We start from the raw sequence: 18317 nt of genomic DNA on the forward strand, positions 1-18317 counted from the left end.
ACTTCTCTTATCCTGAGCCTCTCTGCTGGGCGAAGCATCTCCGCGATGCTTCGCACTTACTTGCTGATATGAGCGGACCGCTACCCAACCTCGACTAAACCATACCGTCGCTGCCAATGCGTCTTGAGATGGAACATCATCGTATTGCGATCCATTTTGGAAATGGGAAGGCCTTTTTCTTCGACGACGCGTTGAGCCTCGGCCCGAGCCAGTTCGAGGAGTTTGCGATCCCGAATCAGGTTTGCGGCACGGAAGCTTGGAGCTCCCGCCTGCTTCGTGCCAAAGAATTCTCCCGGCCCGCGTTGTTCGAGGTCAAGCTCGGCGATCGCGAACCCATCCTGCGTGCGCAGCATGGCGTCGAGCCGCTGCACTCCTTGTGGGGTGATCTTGCCGCCGGTCATGAGCACGCAGTAGGACTTGTGTGAGCCTCGGCCAATGCGCCCGCGCAATTGATGAAGCTGGGAGAGGCCAAAACGCTCGGCGTGCTCGATTACCATTACTGTCGCGTTCGGTACATCGACTCCCACTTCTATAACAGTCGTCGCCACCAAGACGTTAATGTCCCCGCGCTGAAAGCGCGCCATGACCAGCTCTTTCTCGTCCGAAGAGAGCCGACCATGCAACAGCGCAATGCGCAGGTCCGGAAAGATATTCTTCCGAAGCTCCTCATACATATCAGTGGCGGACTTCAGGCTGACATTCCGTGTTGGGGTTGGCTCTGGCATGCCCTTGAAGGACGTCTGTCTGAGACGCGCGAGCTCCCGAGCGGAACCCGGTGCTCGCGGATCGATAGCACCGGGACGCCTGGTTGCGAATCGTCTTTGCGCCGAGGCTTGCGTTCTGGCGTTTCCTCGCCGAGTGACTGTGCCCGAAGTTTCGGCTTCTTGTTCGTTTACGTCACGGGCTAACAGATCACCTTCCTCTCCGGCGCTTTCAATCACTGGATAGACGACATAGGCTTGCCGCCCTAGCGCCACTTGCTTGCGCACGAAATCCCAAACTTCAGGGGCACGTTCGTCGGAAATCGAGCGCGTAGTGATCGGAGTACGTCCCGGTGGAAGTTCGTCGATGATGCTGACGTCAAGATCGCCATAAAGCGTAAGAGCGAGAGTGCGCGGAATCGGGGTCGCAGTCATAACGAGCACATCGGGCTCATAAATATCGGGTGATCGGGTGATCGGGTCATCGGGCGAAGTTACACCGGAAGTAGATCTGCGTTTATCCTTTGAATCTGGCTTCATCTGCGTGGGAAGCTGCTGTTGACTATCGGCCGGTGAGTTATCACTTGGCTTCCGCATCAAGCGCCAGCGCTGCATTACGCCAAAGCGATGCTGTTCGTCGACCACGATCAGTCCCAATTTGGCAAATTCTACTTTTTCTTCAATGAGCGCGTGCGTGCCGATTACGAGCTGGGCGTTGCCCTGAGCGATGTGCCGACGCGTTGCCCGCTTTCGGTCTTCCTCCAGCGATCCGGTCAACAACACAACGCGATAGCCGTGCTCCTCCAGCAGCTTGCGCGCACCGAGATAGTGCTGTGTAGCAAGGATTTCGGTCGGGGCCATGAAGGCAGCCTGATAACCGTTCTCGATCGCAATGACGGCTGCTTCGAGCGCCACCAAAGTCTTTCCTGATCCGACATCTCCTTGCAGCAGGCGCCGCATCGGAACCGGCGTTTGCATATCATTTGCGATTTCACCCAGCACCTTCTTCTGGGCGCCTGTAGGTCTGAACGGTAGAAACCGTTTAATGGACTCCCGCACGCGATCGGTTAATTGGAAACTGATTCCGGTGCGGCGGCGCAAATTGCGGCGCTTGAGTTCGAGCCCGACCTCCAGAAAAAACAATTCTTCGAAGATGAGGCGGCGATGTGCCGGCGTGGCGCGCGCTTCCAGATTGGCGAAGCTTTCTCCCAGCTCGGGAAAGTGAACTTGCTGAAACGCATCGCGCCGCGACGTAAGTTGCATCTGTTCGCGTACGCCAGGAGGGATGCCGTCGGGAATGTTGGGAGAGAGTTCCTGCACTACGCGATGAAGCACATTGCGAAACCAGCGCGAATTCAGCTTCCCGATCGCTTCATAGACGGGAACGATCCGGCCTATCTCGACCGACTGCTCCAGGCGTTCTTCGATCAGGCTTTCCGGTTCGTCTTCGTTTTGTCCGAGAACTTCGACCTGAGGCTGCATGATCTGGAATCGGGTTTTAGAGAACTTTCCCCATCCTTCTTCTACCTTGCCGTACAAGGCCAGCATCTGTCCGGCTTTGAAGCGATCGCGAAGGTAGGAACCGTGAAACCACGTGCACACGATCGTCTTCATTCCTTGACCAACGACGAGTTCAAAAATAGGGATTCCGCTTTTGGTGCGGTACAGGTGGGAATTACGCACTTCCGCAATGATGGTGGCGAACTCACCAACGCGTAATTCCGAAATTTCGCGAGGATTCGCGCGGTCCTCGTAGCGGAAAGGCAAATGGTAGAGCAGGTCCTCAACGGTGGAGATCCCCTTTTCGCCAAGAATGGACGCGGCACGGGGACCGATGCCTTTCACATATTGGAGCGGGGTGTGGAGTTCAAGCATGAAGGACAAAATATTTAATCATGGAGGGGAAGAAGAATCGGGTGGTGAAGTAAAAACCGCCTCGATGGATACAATCATTCCGAGCGCCTGTTTTTGCGCAAGGAATCTGTTTTCTCGGCGTCCCACTGAACAGCAAATCCCTCACTTTCGTTTCGGGATGACACTAAGTTAGATTCTTGGTTTTATTTCACTCGATGACGCTATCACCCGATTTACTTTATGTGCTGACTTGGCGGAGTACTTCCGCGTGCGCCTTTCGCCTGATTGACAACTTGGACGTCAAACTGCACGGGAACGCTCTTCGGCGGGTAGCAGGCATTATCGCTGCAAGCTTGATATCTGAGCTGGCCGTGGACAGTGAAGCTCCCCACACTCGCCGTTTTCGCGGCGCTCAGTTTGGCCATGACGGTGAAGTCATCCGAATAGACGCTGAGTTTCTCGCTCGGGTCGAAAGGAAAACTCAAGTCCTTGCCGGCAGGATAGGTAATACTTCCGGCCGCAAGCTCGGTGGGCGGCTCAAGCTTCAATGTGGTTGGGATCAACAATTCCGATTTCGGCTGATTGGAGTTCACGTGGAAGCCTTCCTTGACTTTGAAGTGCAGCTCCACATCGGTTGGCTTCCCAGGAGTGACGGTTGTTGGCGACGCGCCCTCGAAGCTCACATAAACACGCGGCGCTTCTGCAGCCAGCAATGGCAAGCAAAGAATTGTGAGTACGAAGAGAAGCCTTTTCATTGGGGTTCCGCTCAGCGCCTTCAGGACGCTGCCTTCACCCGGCCACTGGCCGTTTCTGCTTCCGACCTGTTTTCAGCTAAGGACTTCTTGATGTTGTTCTCGATTTCGCTGCGGCTTACGAGTCCCAAAGCTGAATCGATGATCTTGCCGTTTCGGTCGATATAGTACGTAGCTGGGAGACCAACGGCGCCATATGCATCGCCCACCGCATCTTGTCCTTGCAGGATGGTGTAATTCACGCCCATTCCCTTCGCAAACTTCTCGATTGCATCCTTCCCGGAATCATCCAGTGCGACGCCCAAGATCTCCAATCCCTGAGGCCCATATTGCTTCTGCAGCTCCACTAGCCAGGGCATTTCGACTTTGCAGGGGCCACAGAACGTCGCCCAGAAGTTAAGGAGCACGGCCTTGCCTCGAAAGTCGGAGAGCTTCACCTGCTTACCCTGTAGGTCCTGTAAAGCGAAGTCGGGGGCCTGTTTGCCTTTCGCCTCGGCTGAAGAGATCGGTTCGGGATTGCCAATCAAAGGCGAGACCTTCGATCTACTTGAGTTTCTAACCCCGGCAAAGATCATTACAGCTACAACTAGGGCCAGCACGACAATGGCGACAGCATTACGTTTCACAGATTAGATACCCCCAATGAAATCATCTCAATTTCGCCTTCAGAGTGCAAAGCGGTTCAGGAAGCCAAGGTAACCAGAAAGGACCCCGAAATGGCGAGTGACAAACAAGGCTCCAATGACGATCAGAAGCACTCCGCTGGCTACTTCTACTGCGTGTAGATGCCGCCGAAAGCGGTTGTAGAAGGCTAGAAATCTCTCGATTCCAAGTGATGTGAGTATGAACGGCACAGCCAGTCCCATGGAGTAGATCGCCAGCAGTAAGATTCCTTTTGAAACTGTTTTTTGAGACGCGGCGATCGCAAGGATGGCCGCTAGAATTGGTCCAATACAGGGTGTCCAGCCGAAGGCAAAGGCGAAGCCGACGAGGAACGATCCCCAGGCGCTCTTGCCGGTGCCGACCGTGTGCATGCGCTTATCCGCATAAAGCGCGCTGATCTTGAGAATACCCGTGAGATGAAGCCCAAATATGATGATGATCGCTCCTGCGATCTGGCCCATTAAACCCTTGTACTCGCGCAGCACGTGGCCGACTGAAGTCGCGGCGGCGCCAAGCATCACGAAAACGACAGTAAACCCCACGATGAAAGTCAGGGAGTTCACCATGACCGCCTTCATACGGCTGGCGCCCAGCTGACTCTGCAGCTCATCCACCGAAGCTCCAGAGATAAGCGAGATATAACCTGGGACGAGTGGGAGCACGCAGGGCGAAAGAAACGAGGCAAGTCCCGCAACGAAGGCAGCTAACGCCAATGGGAGACTCTGCATGCTAGGCGCAATTCTACAAGACTGAACTCCGGGGCTAGTCCAATCCTGGGCTATGATTTGTACTCCGCGACCGAAAAAGGCTACAAGAGAATAACGCAGTCCTGCCCTATTTGGACTGAAAAATGTGGGTCGAATTTACCCGTTTTGGGAAACTTCCTGTTCCTCGGGAGGGCTTAAGTGTCTGCTACTGCTTCTAGTACTCCTGCACGAATGTCCATGCTCGACGTTCTAAAGATCTCTGGTTTCAAACGGCTTTGGCTGGGGCAGCTGGTAAGCATCCCTGGGTGATTTTCTGGCTGTCTTCGGCGGGCGGCCGGAACCACGTTCCAAACCCTAAATCTACTTGCGAGGAGCCGCCTCATGTCGCGACGGGGGAGGCTGGCGACGCTCTCCGGTGAACATCCGGTCAATTCCGAGCCTCAGCGGCGTACCGCTGTGCAAGCCGCTCCAGCGTTCCGATACGACAATGGAATTTCCGGGGTTCTGCGGATCGTATTTTACCGAAGTGGGCACTCCAATGCGGCAGTTGTGCAGATCGACGTATTGACGCAGATGCGTCACGTCCTGCGACGCTTCATACTGGACGCCTGCGACATCATAGTTGTAGATGAGAAGCTGAGAGGCGTTCGGCTCGTCGGGGTTCAGTTCCGCCACATCGATGACTGTGCCATCGACCAATCGACCGATGCGGTCGAGAAGCTCTCGGCGCTCGCGCTCATGGTCCTCTGCAGATTTTTTGCGCCGCGTCGCTAAACGCAGCACGGCAAGCCCACCGAGAACAAGTGCACTGCCGGCAATCACGTAGAGACGGAGAGCGGTCAACATGAATTCCTCAAGACCGGAGAGGCCAGAATCAAACGAAACAGACCTAGCGTTCGCAGATGGCTACCGGAGGATACTTAAGCTTACCGCGAACCAGCCATTTCCACCTATCAAGCGAAGTACCTATTACTATCGAGTGACAATCGAACAATTGGCAGGGCTTTTCGATTTTGTGATTTCCCGATTTCGCGGTTATGCGATTGCAAATCGCGAATTTACTGATTCTCATCATTCACCTTGCTCGCATTGTCCATTCTTGTCTTGCTGATCTGGCAGTATCTGCTGCTCGTTCACGCGCAGTTCTGGCGCATAGACAAGTTTCACCTCCCCAGGACAGCAAGTCGCCCCTTGAGGCGAATCGCTATCGTGATACCCGCTCGAAACGAAGGTGAGGTTATCAGTAGGGCAGTAAGCTCACTTTTGCGCCAGGAGTTTGCGGGAGACGTTCGTTTGTTCGTCGTAAATGACAACAGCACGGACGCGACGGCGAATGCTGCCCGCGCAGCCGCCGGTGCACTGGGCCTTTCTGAAAAGCTGGTAGTCATCAGCGGTTCATCAGTGCCCGCTGGATGGACGGGAAAGGTGTGGGCAATGCAGCAGGGATTGCAGGCGGCGCGAATGATGTATCCAGACTTTGTGCTGCTCACAGACGCCGACATCGAGCATGCACCCGATAATCTCGCGCGTCTTGTCACTCAAGCCGAGCAGGGATTGTTCGATCTCGTGTCAGTGATGGTGAAATTGCGTTGCCAAACGCTAGCGGAGAAGTTTGCAATTCCCGCTTTTGTTTACTTCTTTTTTCTGCTCTACCCTCCTGCGCGAGTCGCTAATCGCCGCAGCAGTGTAGCAGGCGCCGCAGGTGGATGTGTGCTGATTCGTCCTGAGATTTTGGAGAAGGCTGGGGGATTTGAATCCATTCGCGGGGAAATCATCGACGATTGCAGTCTGGCCGCTCGGGTAAAGCGAGCTGGAGGACAATTGTGGATGGGAGTAAGCCAGGAGACTCGCAGCATTCGCGGCTATGCGACTATCTCAACGCTTCTCGAGATGATTTCGCGCACTGCCTTCAGTCAGCTTCGACATTCATCGCTCTTGCTGATCGCTTGTGTCTTCGCCATGCTGCTTACGTTTGTGCTTCCTCTTGTACTGGTATGCGCGACCGATAAGACGGCTGGATGGATCGCAGTTGCTGCATGTATCGCCATGTTCGTGAGCTATGTGCCCATGCTCGGGTTTTACAGAATTAATCTCCTCTCGACTGTGACCCTGCCCTTCGCTGCGATTTTTTATGTTTACGCAACGATTCACTCGGCAGTGAAGTACTGGCGGAGGAAAGGTGGCGAGTGGAAAGGTAGAGCGCAGGATGTGCCGCCGCCGTCCTCGTAGAAACATCAGCCGCGGCGGACTCGTTTCCACGATGAACTCTGCTACCCCAATGCTTTTTGCAGGTCCTTCAAATTCGCTTTCTCCCAATCCTTAGAAAATTTCTCCAGACCAATGTCAGTCAGCGGATGATGAAACATCATCTCCAGAACTTTGAATGGCATGGTGCCAACGTGTGCCCCTGCCATTGCCGCTTCGACGACATGCATGGGATGGCGCAATGACGCAGCAAGTACCTGCGTGTTGAAGCCATAGTTTTTGTAGATCTGCACAATCTCGCGCACCAGATTCATACCATTTGTGCTGATGTCATCGAGGCGTCCGACGAAGGGGCTCACGTATGTGGCGCCGGCCTTAGCAACAATCAAGGCCTGTGTAGGCGAGAAGCACAGCGTCATGTTCACTCTGATGCCTTCCTCGGCGAAAGTCTTGCAGGCCTTCACGCCTTCGCGAGTGCTGGGAAACTTGATCACCACATTGCGGTGCCATTTGGCGTAGGTGTGTCCCTGCTCGAGCATGCCTTCGAGATCCGTGGCAGTCACTTCGACGCTTACGGGACCGTTTACTGTGTTACAGATTTCGAGAATGCCCTCTTTGAACGGCCGGCCTTCTTTTGCGACCAGCGAGGGATTGGTAGTGATTCCGTCGAGAACGCCCATTTCCTGGCCTTCGCGAATTTCCTTTATGTTTGCGGTATCTAAAAAGAATTTCATGGCTTTAATGCCTCTTTCCCTCACTCAATGCGGTAAGCGCTTCTTTCATTTCAGATGACGTAAACCCTTCCTCCGGCACCACAAAGTTCGTAAGAATTCCCAAGCCGGAGATGCTGACTTCCACGCGATCGTCTGCCTTAAGCGGACCCACCCCGGCGGGAGTTCCTGTAAGAATGAGATCGCCCGGCAGCAACGTCATCACTCGACTGATGTAACGGATCACGTCAGGCAGCGGGAAAATGAAATCCCGTGTGTTTCCCTTTTGCCGGATCTGGCGGTTCACGCGAGTCTCGAGATCCAGTTCCTGGGGGCTGACCTCATCGCTTACGAATGGACCTGCAGGACAGAATGTGTCGAATCCTTTGCCTCGCGTCCACTGCCCGTCGCTCTTCTGCAGATCGCGTGCAGTTACGTCGTTGGCACAAGTGTAGCCGCGAACGAATGACAGCGCCTCGCCCTGTGTCACATTGCGACATTTCTTTCCGATCACGGCGGCTAGCTCGCCCTCGTGATCCACTCGTTGCGAGATCTGCGGCATCACGATCTTGCCCTCGGGTGCGAGCAGAGAAGACGGGGGTTTCAGAAAAATGAGAATGTCGGCTGGCACCTCATTGCCGAGCTCCTTGGCGTGCTCGCGATAGTTGCGTCCGACGCAGACGATCTTCGACGGATTTACCGGAGGCAGCAGGTGTGCTTCGCTAAGCGGGATCGGCTGCATCTCCTCTTCGCGAAAAATGCACGCATGATCTTCCTCGGGAGGAGGAATGCGGCGAACGATTACATCCTCGCCACCCTGAACCTGAACTTCACCATATTGCGGGCCGTCGGAGGTAGGGAACTTACAGTAGCGCATGCATACAGCTTAAGGTCTGCGGAGATGAAATTAAAATGGTCTACTTCGGGACCTGCTCTGAACCTTCTTCGGAGCGCTTGCTTTCGTTTCCACGCTCATCAATGGCAGAGACTGAATAAAAATATCTGATGCCCGGCTGGATTGCCTTGTCGCTATACGCAGGTGCAGTGATCGGCTGCTGGTTGAGCTTCGTAACATTGGACTCATTTTCCCGCCGTCGATAGATGAAGTATCCCGCCAGATCTCGGTCCATAACGGGATTCCACGTGACGTCGATCGAGGGTTGCTGCCCTGATAGTTGGCCAGAGAATACGGCTTGTACTTGGGTGGGAACGGCAGGTGGGAAAATGTCGTGGACCACGACGTCAATCGGGGTTGTAGAGGCGCCATCGAAGACCACCGTGCTGCCGTTCGGCAGCTTTATGGATCCGACAATTACTACGCGATACGCGTAAGCCTTTTCCCACGCAAAGCTCTCATCGCGAAGCTCAACATTCGCGGCCTCTACAGAGGGCAACTCAATCATTCGCCGCGTAACAGTGATTTCCTGCGGTGCTCCCTTTTCGCTCCGGCGCAGTTCGAGCATCTGCGGGAGTCCCGCATCTTGGGGAGTGACGTTGGCTATCACCAGCACTGCGTCTGGTGTGAGCTGACTGACTGGATTTCCATTCAGCTTTGACACTGCTGCTGTGGGAACCTGCACCTGATTGGAGACTCCGGCGTTGCGTCCACGGTCGTTGTCGACCTCAACGGCGAACGTGACATAGTCCTTCGAAGCAGAAGCTTCCCCGGGTACAGATGTGGCCGCGTTAGCCGTCTTCAGCGTTGCTGGAGCAGCAATAGTTGCGATCACATTGCATTGTGCTGGTTGTTCGATTCGCGATTGATTGATAGCGCGACAGATCTTCGTCTGTCCGCCATGGGTGAAGGAAGCACCGTCTGTGGTCTCGCTAGGAATTGTCCAGCTCAGAGCGATTTGATCGCCAGTGCGTGTGGCTTTGAGGTCAGAAACCGGCTTAGCGAGGTTCAATGAAGGCGGCTGCGGAGGCCCCGGAGTGCCGCATCCGGAAGCTAAAACCATCATTAACGCCGGAAGACACAGCCCTTTGGCCGAGGTCGTGCGCATGAATGAATCAGCCTACCAAAAGCTTCGCAGCTACGAAGCTGAATCGCCTATTGCGCATCATCTATCGCCTATTGCCTAATGAAAGCAGTGGAATCCCCTGTTCAAGTTCAGGAGCCAGTCCCCGCTGCAACCGCAGATAACACGTCTGCGGCGGGCAAAATGCTGTTTGATTTCTGGTATCCAGCGCTCCTAAGTCGTGCCTTGCGCGGCACAAAACTGGTCAAAGCTACGCTTTTAGGACAGCCATTGGTGCTTGGACGCGATGCTAACGGCCATGCTTTCGCCATGAAGGACATCTGTCCACACCGCGGAATTCCCCTTTCCTGCGGCCGGATTGAGGGTCAAAACCTCGAATGCTGCTACCACGGATGGAAGTTCAATGTGCACTCCGGCACGTGTACAGAGATCCCTTCGCTCACTTCGGACTCCAAGATAAAGCCAGAAAAGATCCACGCTACGCACTATCCGTGCCAGGAACGGGACGGATATGTATGGGTTTTTATGGCCGAATCGCGCAGTTCTGCAGCCAATCCAGCGCCGGTTCCGGAGCTTCCGCTGCCGCCGGGAAGGCATAAGATCACCCATTTATCGGCCGAATTGCCCTGCAATGTGGACCATGGAGTCATCGGATTAATGGATCCGGCGCACGGTCCGTTCGTTCATCAGTCGTGGTGGTGGCGTACCAGGCGCAGCATTCACGACAAGGAAAAGACCTTTGAACCCATCCCAATGGGCTTTCGAATACGCACTCATACGCCCAGCGCGAACAGTGGAGCGTACAAATTGCTGCGTTTTTATGGCGATTCGGTCACCACTTCAATCGAGTTTACGCTGCCAAATATCCGGGTTGAGCAGATTCGGATCGGCGATCACTGGGTCATTAACCGCGCTGTAGTGACGCCAATTGACCAGAATCGGAGCCGAATTGACTTCGTTGCGGCGTGGAATATCTTCTCCTGGGTGCCGTTTGTAACGCCTATATTCAACGTATTTGCACGCAAATTCATCCGTCAGGACCAGTCCACGATGGAATTGCAGGCCGAAGGGCTGCGCTATAACCCCCCGTTAATGCTCATTGATGACGCCGATAAGCTCGGTAAATGGTACTTCCAGCTCAAGAATGCGTACTTTCAGGCGAAGAAAACAGGCTCAAAAATGCAGCATCCGATGACTGGCCCGGTCACTTTAAGGTGGCGTAGCTAGGGGGCTATCGGCGCTCGGCTGTCGGCGTTCGGCCAGTAAGCCGCCTCGCCGCTCTCTGGTGGACACAAAGATGCCGAGTGGCCGAAAGCCGAATTGCCGAAAGCCCTTTCCTGTCACTTCCGCGAGATTTCCCGATTCTCATCCTCAAATTTAAAAGCAGTAAGAACAAGATTTTGGGGCATCGATTCCCGATATTTGATAGAGTGACGGGCCTGCGGCAAACAATCTCGGGCCCTGCTCACCCCCGTTAGGACTCGTTAGAGCATTTCCGGACGCGCCAGATGACGGGAACCTCACTTTCGCGTAGGATTTCCGCGCCGAAAGCCCGGACAATTTAACCGCTCCTGGAGGACTTCGTGGACTCGAAAGAACTCGACCAGCTTTGCGTCAACACCATCCGCACGCTCAGCATGGACGCGGTGCAGCAAGCCAACTCCGGGCATCCGGGCACACCGATGGCCATGGCGCCGGTGGTTTACACCTTATGGAATCGCGTCCTGCGTTTCGATCCCGAAGACTGCATCTGGCCGAACCGCGATCGCTTTGTGCTCTCCATCGGACACGCGTCGATGCTGCTGTATTCCATCCTGCACCTCACCAATGTGAAGGCGGTCGATTCCAATTACGAACAAGTCGGCAAGCCGACTGTCACGATTGATGACATCAAGCGCTTTCGCCAGCTTGAAAGCAAATGTCCCGGACATCCGGAATATCGCTGGACTTCCGGAGTAGAAACAACTACAGGCCCGCTCGGTCAGGGAGTGGCGACGAGTGTAGGCATGGCGGTCGCCGGCAAGTGGCAGGCGGCGTACTTCAACCGTCCCGAGTTCGAGATGTTCAACTATCGCGTTTACGCGCTATGCGGCGATGGATGCATGATGGAAGGCGTCTCCAGCGAAGCCGCTTCGCTCGCTGGACACCTGAAGCTCTCGAACCTCTGCTGGATCTACGACAACAATCACATCAGCATCGAAGGCAATACCTCGCTGGCCTTCAGCGAAGATGTAGCGACGCGCTTCATGGGCTACGGCTGGAACGTCACCCGCGTAGGCGATGCCAATGATCTCGAGATGCTGGAGCGCGCTTTCCGTAGCGCGCAGAAGAGCGCAGACCGTCCCACTCTGATCATCGTCGACAGCCACATCGGATACGGCGCTCCCAACAAGCAGGACACCAGTGGCGCTCACGGCGAGCCGCTGGGCGAGGCCGAGATTAAGCTCGCGAAACGCAATTATGGCTGGCCCGAAGACGCGAAGTTCCTTGTGCCCGACGGTGTGATAGACCACTTCAAGTCCGGAATCGGGAAGCGCGGAAGCGAAGCACGCCTTGGGTGGCGTCAGAAGTTCGAACAGTACCGCCAGAAATATCTGCAGCTCGCCGGTGATCTCGACAAAATGCAGCGCCGCCAGCTTCCCGATGGTTGGGATAAGGACATTCCCATCTTTCCGGCCGATTCCAAGGGACTCGCCGGACGCGACTCGTCAGCAAAGGTTCTGAATGCAATTGCGAAGAACGTGCCTTGGCTCATCGGGGGATCGGCTGACCTCTCACCATCGACCAAGACGCGCCTCACCTTCGACGGCGCCGGCGACTTCAGCGCCGAAAACTATGGCGGACGCAATCTGCACTTCGGCATCCGCGAGCACTCGATGCACTCCATTCTCAATGGACTCTCGACCTCGAAGCTCCGCCCGTTCGGCTCGCAATTCCTGATCTTCAGCGACTACGCGCGCACGTCCATTCGCCTGAGCGCGATCATGGAGCTGCCGGTAATCCACATTTTTACTCATGACTCGATTGGAGTCGGCGAGGACGGGCCCACGCATCAGCCTATCGAGCATCTCGCATCGCTTCGTGCCATTCCGGGACTCATCACCTTCCGTCCAGCCGACGCCAACGAGGTGGCGGAAGCGTGGAAGGTGACGATGAAGCTCACCTCGGAGCCGGTGGCGATGATCCTTTCGCGTCAGAATTGCGTGACTTTCGATCGCGCGAAGTACGCGCCCGCTTCGGGAGTGGCCAAAGGAGCGTATGTTCTGGCCGGCGATCCGAAGACAACGCCGGAGCTGATCATCATCGGCACTGGCAGCGAAGTGCAGATCTGCGTCGAGGCTTACGAAAAGTTAACCGCGGAGGGCGAAAATGTGCGCGTCGTCAGCATGCCTTCGTGGGAACTCTTCGAGCACCAAAGTGAGGAATACCGGGAGAGCGTGTTGCCCTCGGCAGTGCAGAATCGCATTTCTGTCGAGCAGGCTTCCACTTATGGATGGGCGCAGTACGTGCGCAATCCCGGTGCACGCATTGGCATGAAGACTTTTGGCGCCTCAGCCCCATTGAAAGAGTTGCAGAAAAAATTCGGCTTTACGCCTGAGGCGATCATCAGTGTAGCCAGGGAAATGTTGACGAGAAAGGTAGCCAAGGGAGCATGAAGGTCTCTATTGGCGCCGATCATGCCGGATTTCCGCTCAAGCAAGAAGTCGCGGCTCATCTGCGCGAACAGGGTCACGAGGTGATTGATCTCGGCACCAACAGCACCGATCCAGTCGACTATCCGGATTTCGCTGAGGCTGTGGGCAAGAGCATTCTCGACGGCACTGTGAAACGTGCGGTGCTGATTTGCGGCAGCGGCGTGGGCGCGTCGGTGGCGGCCAACAAGATGCCCGGAGTCCGCGCTGGATTGTGCCATGACGGCTACTCGGCGCATCAGGGCGTGGAGCACGACGATATGAATGTGCTGGTCCTCGGCGCACGCGTAATCGGCGTCGCATTAGCCAAGGAATTGGTCGACAACTACATGCGCGCCGCGTTTACGCATGAGGAACGGCACGAGCGCAGGCTGAACAAGGTGATGTCGATTGAGGAGCGGTACGGGAAGAAAGTTTCGGTGAAAAGCAGTATTCACTAAGCGGTTGTCAGTAGAAGGCTCCTTGTGGATTTTGTGGCACAGCCGCCCTCGGCTGTGGCTCTGCACAAGGCTCGCAACAGACAAGGTGCTTCGGGCACAGGGCTGGATTCACTGATTACTGACAAATTTGTATGTCAGTAAAACAGGAAAGTTCATGGTGGTACGGGCTGTGCCAGTGTTGTTGAGTGTGGGCGGAGCCACAGCCGAGGGCGGCTGTGCCACCAGGACTCACTAAACGTTCGTAAAGACGCAGCATGCTGCGTCTCTACCATGCAGCCTCGAATTAAAAATTTTTAGGAGTACAAGAAAATGAGCGCGATTCGTGCCACTGCTATTACGTCCATCACTTCCATCAATCCACTCAAAGCGCTGGCCACCTACGGACAATCCGTATGGCTCGACTACATTCGGCGCAGTCTTATCACCAGCGGTGAGCTGCAGCGCCACATTGACGAAGATGGTCTCGCCGGCGTTACCTCGAATCCCGCGATATTCGAGAAGGCAATCGCCGGCAGCAACGACTACGCCGACAAGCTATCGCGCCTGAACTCCAGCAACCTGGACGCGAAGGGAATCTACGAAGAGATTGCGATCGGCGACATTCAGGACGCCGCTGACATCATGAAGCCGGTGTACACAGCGACGAAACGCCGCGATGGATACGTGAGCCTGGAGGTCTCGCCCGATCTCGCCAACGACACCGCGGGAACGCTCGAAGAGGCCCGCCGTCTGTGGAAGCGCGTCGCGCGTGAGAACGTGATGATCAAAGTGCCTGCTACTCCAGCCGGCGTTCCGGCGATTCAGCAACTGATCAGCGAAGGCATCAACGTGAACGTCACGTTGCTCTTCGCGCAGCAGGCGTATGAAAACGTAGCCGAGGCCTACATCACCGGACTGGAGAAATTTGCCGCTTCAGGCGGGGATGTATCGCGCGTGGCCAGCGTGGCCAGCTTCTTCATCAGCCGCATCGATACGCTTATCGACAACCTTCTGACAGAAAAAATCAAGCGTGCCGGCTCCGACCAGGAGCGCCAGCTCCTCGAATCCCTGTTAGGCAAAGTCGCCATCGCCAATGGAAAGCTCACTTACGAAAGGTACAAGCAGATCTACAGCGGCCCAAGATGGAACGCGCTCAAGGCCAAGGGCGGGCAGACACAGCGTCTGCTCTGGGCGTCGACCAGCACCAAGAATCCAAGCTATCGCGATGTGATCTACGTTGAGGAGCTTATCGGACCAGACACCGTCGATACGATTCCTCCGGCAACCTTCGACGGATTCCGCGATCACGGCGTTCCCAAAGAAAGCCTCGAAGCCAATCTCGACGCCGCGCGCCAAACCATGCAGAACCTGGCGAACGCCGGGGTGTCGATGAAAGACGCCACGGAGAAACTGCTCGCCGATGGAGTGAATATCTTCGAAGAAGCATTCGGGAAATTGCTCGAAGCCATCGAGAAGAACAGGAAGAAGAATTTAGCCCCAAAAATCGCCCAGATGACGTGGAAGCTGCCTGCCGATCTCGAAGCCAGGGTGAAAGCGACCGTTCAGGAATGGGAACAGGGCAAGAAGATGCGCCGCCTGTGGGGACGCGACTCGTCGCTCTGGACCAACTCCGACGAATCCAACTGGCTGGGCTGGCTGGCGATGACCGAAGATCAACTTGCGCATATCGCCCATCTCAACTCCATCGCCGAAGAAGTGCAGCAGTCTGGCTTCAGCCACGTGGCGCTGCTCGGCATGGGGGGATCGAGCTTGGCTCCGGAAGTTATGAGCATGACTTTCGGACGCGCGAAAGGCTTTCCCGAGTTCCACATGCTCGACTCTACTGATCCGGCGCAGATCAAAGCATTCGAGGGCAGGCTCAACCTGAAGACGACATTGTTCATCGTCTCCAGCAAATCAGGAAGCACGCTGGAACCCAACATCTTCAAACAGTACTTCTTCGAGCGCATGAAGCAGACGGTAGGAGAAGCGAAAGTTGGCGAGCACTTCATCGCGATTACCGATCCGGGATCGGCTTTCGAGAAGGTCGCGACCCGCGATAAGTTCCGTCACATCTTCCACGGACGCGCCGACATCGGCGGCCGCTACTCCGCGCTCTCCGATTTCGGACTCGTACCCTCAGCGGTGATGGGCGTAAACGTAAAGAAATTCCTGAACTGTACCGAGGAGATGGTGCAGGCCTGTGCGGCGACGGTTCCCGTAGCCGACAATCCAGGTGCCGTTCTGGGAATCATCATGGGCGTGCACTGCAATGCCGGCAAAGACAAGGTCACACTCATTACCTCTCCGGGTATTTCCGACCTGGGTGCATGGCTCGAACAGTTGCTTGCCGAGTCTACTGGCAAAGAGGGTAAAGGCATTATCCCGGTGGATCGCGAAGAGGTCGGCTCGCCTGAAGTCTATGGCAAAGACCGGCTCTTCGTTTACATCCGCCTGGAAGGCGCAGCCGATGCCGCGCAGGACACAAAGGTGGACGCGCTGGAGAAAGCTGGGCTCTCCGTCGTCCGCATCAAGGTGCTGGACAAGTACGACATCGGTCAGGAGTTCTTCCGCTGGGAGATCGCAACCGCGGTTGCAGGATCTGTGATCGGAATCAACTGCTTCAATCAGCCCGACGTCGAGGCCAGCAAGATCGAGACGCGCGAGCTCACCCAGAAGTACGAAGAGACCGGATCGTTGCCGCCCGAGTCCCCCATCCTCGACGACCAGGGCATCAAGCTCTTCGCGGACGAGAAGTACGCAGGCAAGCTCACGATTGCTGCAGGCAAAGAAAAGACGCTGGCGGCGTATCTCCGTGCGCATCTCGACACCATTGGCGCTGGAGATTATGCGGCATTGCTCGCCTACGTGCAGATGAACGAAGCTAATGACAAGGCGCTGCAGAGCACACGCAAGGCGATCCGCGATCGCAAGAAATCAGCGACGTGCCTTGGCTTTGGTCCGCGCTTCCTGCATTCCACCGGACAGGCATACAAAGGCGGTCCCAATACGGGAGTCTTTCTGCAGATCACTTGCGACGATGCAGCCGATCTGCCCGTGCCCGGGCAGAAGTTCACGTTCGGCGTGGTGAAAGCGGCGCAGGCGCGGGGCGACTTCCAGGTGTTAAGCAAACGGAATCGGCGGGCGCTGAGGGTGCATTTAGGGAAAGATGTGGCGGCGGGATTGGCGACGCTGGATCGAGTGGTTAAGCAGGTTATTTGAGTACCTCAAAGTGACGAACATCGGTAGAGATGCAGTATGCTGCGTCTCTCCATGCAGATTGAATTCAGAGACTGTCATCCTGAGGCCCGGTTTTGGCCGAAGGATCTCCCGGAATATGTCGGACTTACTTGCTGCTTGTGCGGCTCTTTCACGAGGGCCTGAGTGCATGGCCAAAGTGCCACGAAGGGGCAACTAAGTCCGACGCATCGCGGGAGATCCTTCGCCCAAAAGAGGGGCTCAGGATGACGGTCGAAGAGTGTCGATTTCTAAAAGGAGTTCCACCTTATGCAGATGGGCATGGTAGGTCTAGGAAGAATGGGCGGCAACATGGTGCGCCGCCTTATACGCGGAGGCCATCAGATCGTTGTTTCTGACCTGAGCGCCGAAACTGTCAACGCGATCGCTAAGGAAGGCGCAGTCCCCAGCAGCGGGCTGGACGATCTAGTGAAGAAACTCAACAAGCCGCGTGCTGTATGGGTGATGGTTCCCGCCGGAGATCCCACCGAGAAGACGGTCTTCGCACTCACGGAAAGGCTCGAATCTGGCGACACCATCATCGACGGCGGCAACTCCATGTGGAAGGACGACATCCGCCGCGCGAAGATCCTCAGGGCAAAAGGCATTCACTACGTCGACGTCGGCACCAGCGGTGGCATCTGGGGCATCGATCGCGGCTATTGCATGATGATTGGCGGTCCCGATGAGGCAGTGAAGCGTCTCGATCCGCTCTTCAAGACACTCGCGCCGGGAATCGGTGACATCCCACGCACTCCCGGATGGGAGAAGAAGCCGGGCAACACCGCCGAGCAGGGATACATTCACGCCGGTCCTTCGGGAGCGGGACATTACGTGAAGATGGTGCACAACGGCATCGAGTACGGCCTGATGCAAGCGTATGCCGAAGGCTTCGATATTTTCCGCAACGCCAACTCCAAAGAAATTTCCGAAGATCAGCGCTACAACCTAAACCTTCCGGAGATCGCCGAAGTGTGGCGTCGGGGATCGGTAGTGGCCTCGTGGCTGCTCGACTTGACGGCGATGGCCCTTATAGAAGATCCCGAACTTGCCCAATACAGCGGATTCGTCCAGGACTCCGGCGAAGGACGCTGGACAATCGAAGCCGCGGTCGCCACAGCGGTTCCGGCTGACGTGCTGACGGCCGCGCTGTACACCAGATTCCGCTCGCGCCAGGAACACACATTTGCCGAGAAGACGTTGTCAGCCATGCGGCAAAAGTTTGGCGGACATGTTGAGCCGAAGAAGGCGGCGGGAAAGATTGCTTGAAAACGGCTTTCGGCCATCAGCTGTCGGCTTTCGGCCACGAAGCAGTTTGGTATCAACTCATTTGTGGCACAGGCGCCCTCGCCTGTGTTCGTTTTGGGCAGAGCCACAGCCGACGGAGGCTGTGCGACA

The 18317-nt window shown here is 55.9% G+C and carries 14 protein-coding genes; 6 read left to right on the top strand and 8 right to left on the bottom strand.

Translation table 11 applies throughout. From position 1 onward, the window contains the following. Positions 1–80: 80 nt before the first annotated feature. The 5 genes from DMG62_15220 to DMG62_15240 all read right to left on the bottom strand — a co-directional run bounded on the left by DMG62_15220 (position 81) and on the right by DMG62_15240 (position 5523). Positions 81–2585 (bottom strand): ATP-dependent DNA helicase RecG, encoded by a 2505-nt coding sequence (locus tag DMG62_15220; protein ID PYY22077.1) that lies wholly within the window; start codon positions 2583–2585, stop codon positions 81–83. Positions 2586–2788: 203 nt separating this feature from the next. After that, the gene (locus DMG62_15225; protein PYY22078.1) at positions 2789–3310 is read right to left on the bottom strand and encodes a disulfide bond formation protein DsbC; all 522 of its coding nucleotides are present in this window, start codon (positions 3308–3310) and stop codon (positions 2789–2791) included. A 20-nt stretch (positions 3311–3330) separates the two neighbouring features. Continuing rightward, the gene (locus tag DMG62_15230) at positions 3331–3882 is read right to left on the bottom strand and encodes an alkyl hydroperoxide reductase (protein ID PYY22120.1); all 552 of its coding nucleotides are present in this window, start codon (positions 3880–3882) and stop codon (positions 3331–3333) included. 90 nt (positions 3883–3972) lie between these two features. Continuing rightward, positions 3973–4698 (bottom strand): cytochrome C biogenesis protein, encoded by a 726-nt coding sequence (locus DMG62_15235; protein ID PYY22079.1) that lies wholly within the window; start codon positions 4696–4698, stop codon positions 3973–3975. Between the two features lie 339 nt (positions 4699–5037). Then, positions 5038–5523 (bottom strand): hypothetical protein, encoded by a 486-nt coding sequence (locus DMG62_15240; GenBank protein PYY22080.1) that lies wholly within the window; start codon positions 5521–5523, stop codon positions 5038–5040. Positions 5524–5757: 234 nt separating this feature from the next. Here DMG62_15240 and DMG62_15245 point away from each other — a divergent pair, with 234 nt between their 5' ends. Then, positions 5758–6906, top strand: a complete 1149-nt coding sequence (locus DMG62_15245) for a glycosyl transferase family 2 (protein PYY22081.1) — start codon at positions 5758–5760, stop codon at positions 6904–6906. 41 nt (positions 6907–6947) lie between these two features. Here DMG62_15245 and fsa read toward each other — a convergent pair whose 3' ends face one another. From fsa to DMG62_15260, 3 genes are read right to left on the bottom strand one after another with little or no spacing between them, the layout of a single operon-like run. Next, positions 6948–7616 carry a fructose-6-phosphate aldolase gene (gene fsa / locus DMG62_15250; GenBank protein ID PYY22082.1) on the bottom strand — a complete coding sequence of 223 codons (669 nt, stop codon included), beginning with the start codon at positions 7614–7616 and terminating at the stop codon, positions 6948–6950. Between the two features lie 4 nt (positions 7617–7620). Beyond that, positions 7621–8469 carry a hypothetical protein gene (locus DMG62_15255; protein PYY22083.1) on the bottom strand — a complete coding sequence of 283 codons (849 nt, stop codon included), beginning with the start codon at positions 8467–8469 and terminating at the stop codon, positions 7621–7623. A gap of 40 nt (positions 8470–8509) precedes the next feature. Continuing rightward, entirely contained in the window at positions 8510–9595 is a 1086-nt protein-coding gene (locus DMG62_15260; GenBank protein PYY22084.1) for a hypothetical protein, read from the bottom strand. A 78-nt stretch (positions 9596–9673) separates the two neighbouring features. On the opposite strand from DMG62_15260, the gene DMG62_15265 reads away from it, so the two are divergent. The 5 genes from DMG62_15265 to gnd all read left to right on the top strand — a co-directional run bounded on the left by DMG62_15265 (position 9674) and on the right by gnd (position 18188). Beyond that, positions 9674–10798 carry a (2Fe-2S)-binding protein gene (locus tag DMG62_15265; GenBank protein ID PYY22085.1) on the top strand — a complete coding sequence of 375 codons (1125 nt, stop codon included), beginning with the start codon at positions 9674–9676 and terminating at the stop codon, positions 10796–10798. A 410-nt stretch (positions 10799–11208) separates the two neighbouring features. Then, the gene (tkt, locus tag DMG62_15270; protein PYY22121.1) at positions 11209–13227 is read left to right on the top strand and encodes a transketolase; all 2019 of its coding nucleotides are present in this window, start codon (positions 11209–11211) and stop codon (positions 13225–13227) included. Next, positions 13224–13703 carry a ribose 5-phosphate isomerase B gene (gene rpiB, locus DMG62_15275; protein PYY22086.1) on the top strand — a complete coding sequence of 160 codons (480 nt, stop codon included), beginning with the start codon at positions 13224–13226 and terminating at the stop codon, positions 13701–13703. The genes tkt and rpiB overlap by 4 nt, the downstream gene beginning before the upstream one ends. Positions 13704–14012: 309 nt before the next feature. Further along, positions 14013–16904, top strand: coding sequence for a transaldolase (tal, locus tag DMG62_15280; protein PYY22087.1), 2892 nt, complete (start codon positions 14013–14015; stop codon positions 16902–16904). Between the two features lie 285 nt (positions 16905–17189). Further along, positions 17190–18188 (top strand): decarboxylating 6-phosphogluconate dehydrogenase, encoded by a 999-nt coding sequence (gnd, locus tag DMG62_15285; protein PYY22088.1) that lies wholly within the window; start codon positions 17190–17192, stop codon positions 18186–18188. The last annotated feature ends 129 nt before the right edge of the window (positions 18189–18317 follow it).

Source organism: Acidobacteriota bacterium (assembly GCA_003225175.1).
Classification (GTDB): domain Bacteria; phylum Acidobacteriota; class Terriglobia; order Terriglobales; family Acidobacteriaceae; genus Gp1-AA112.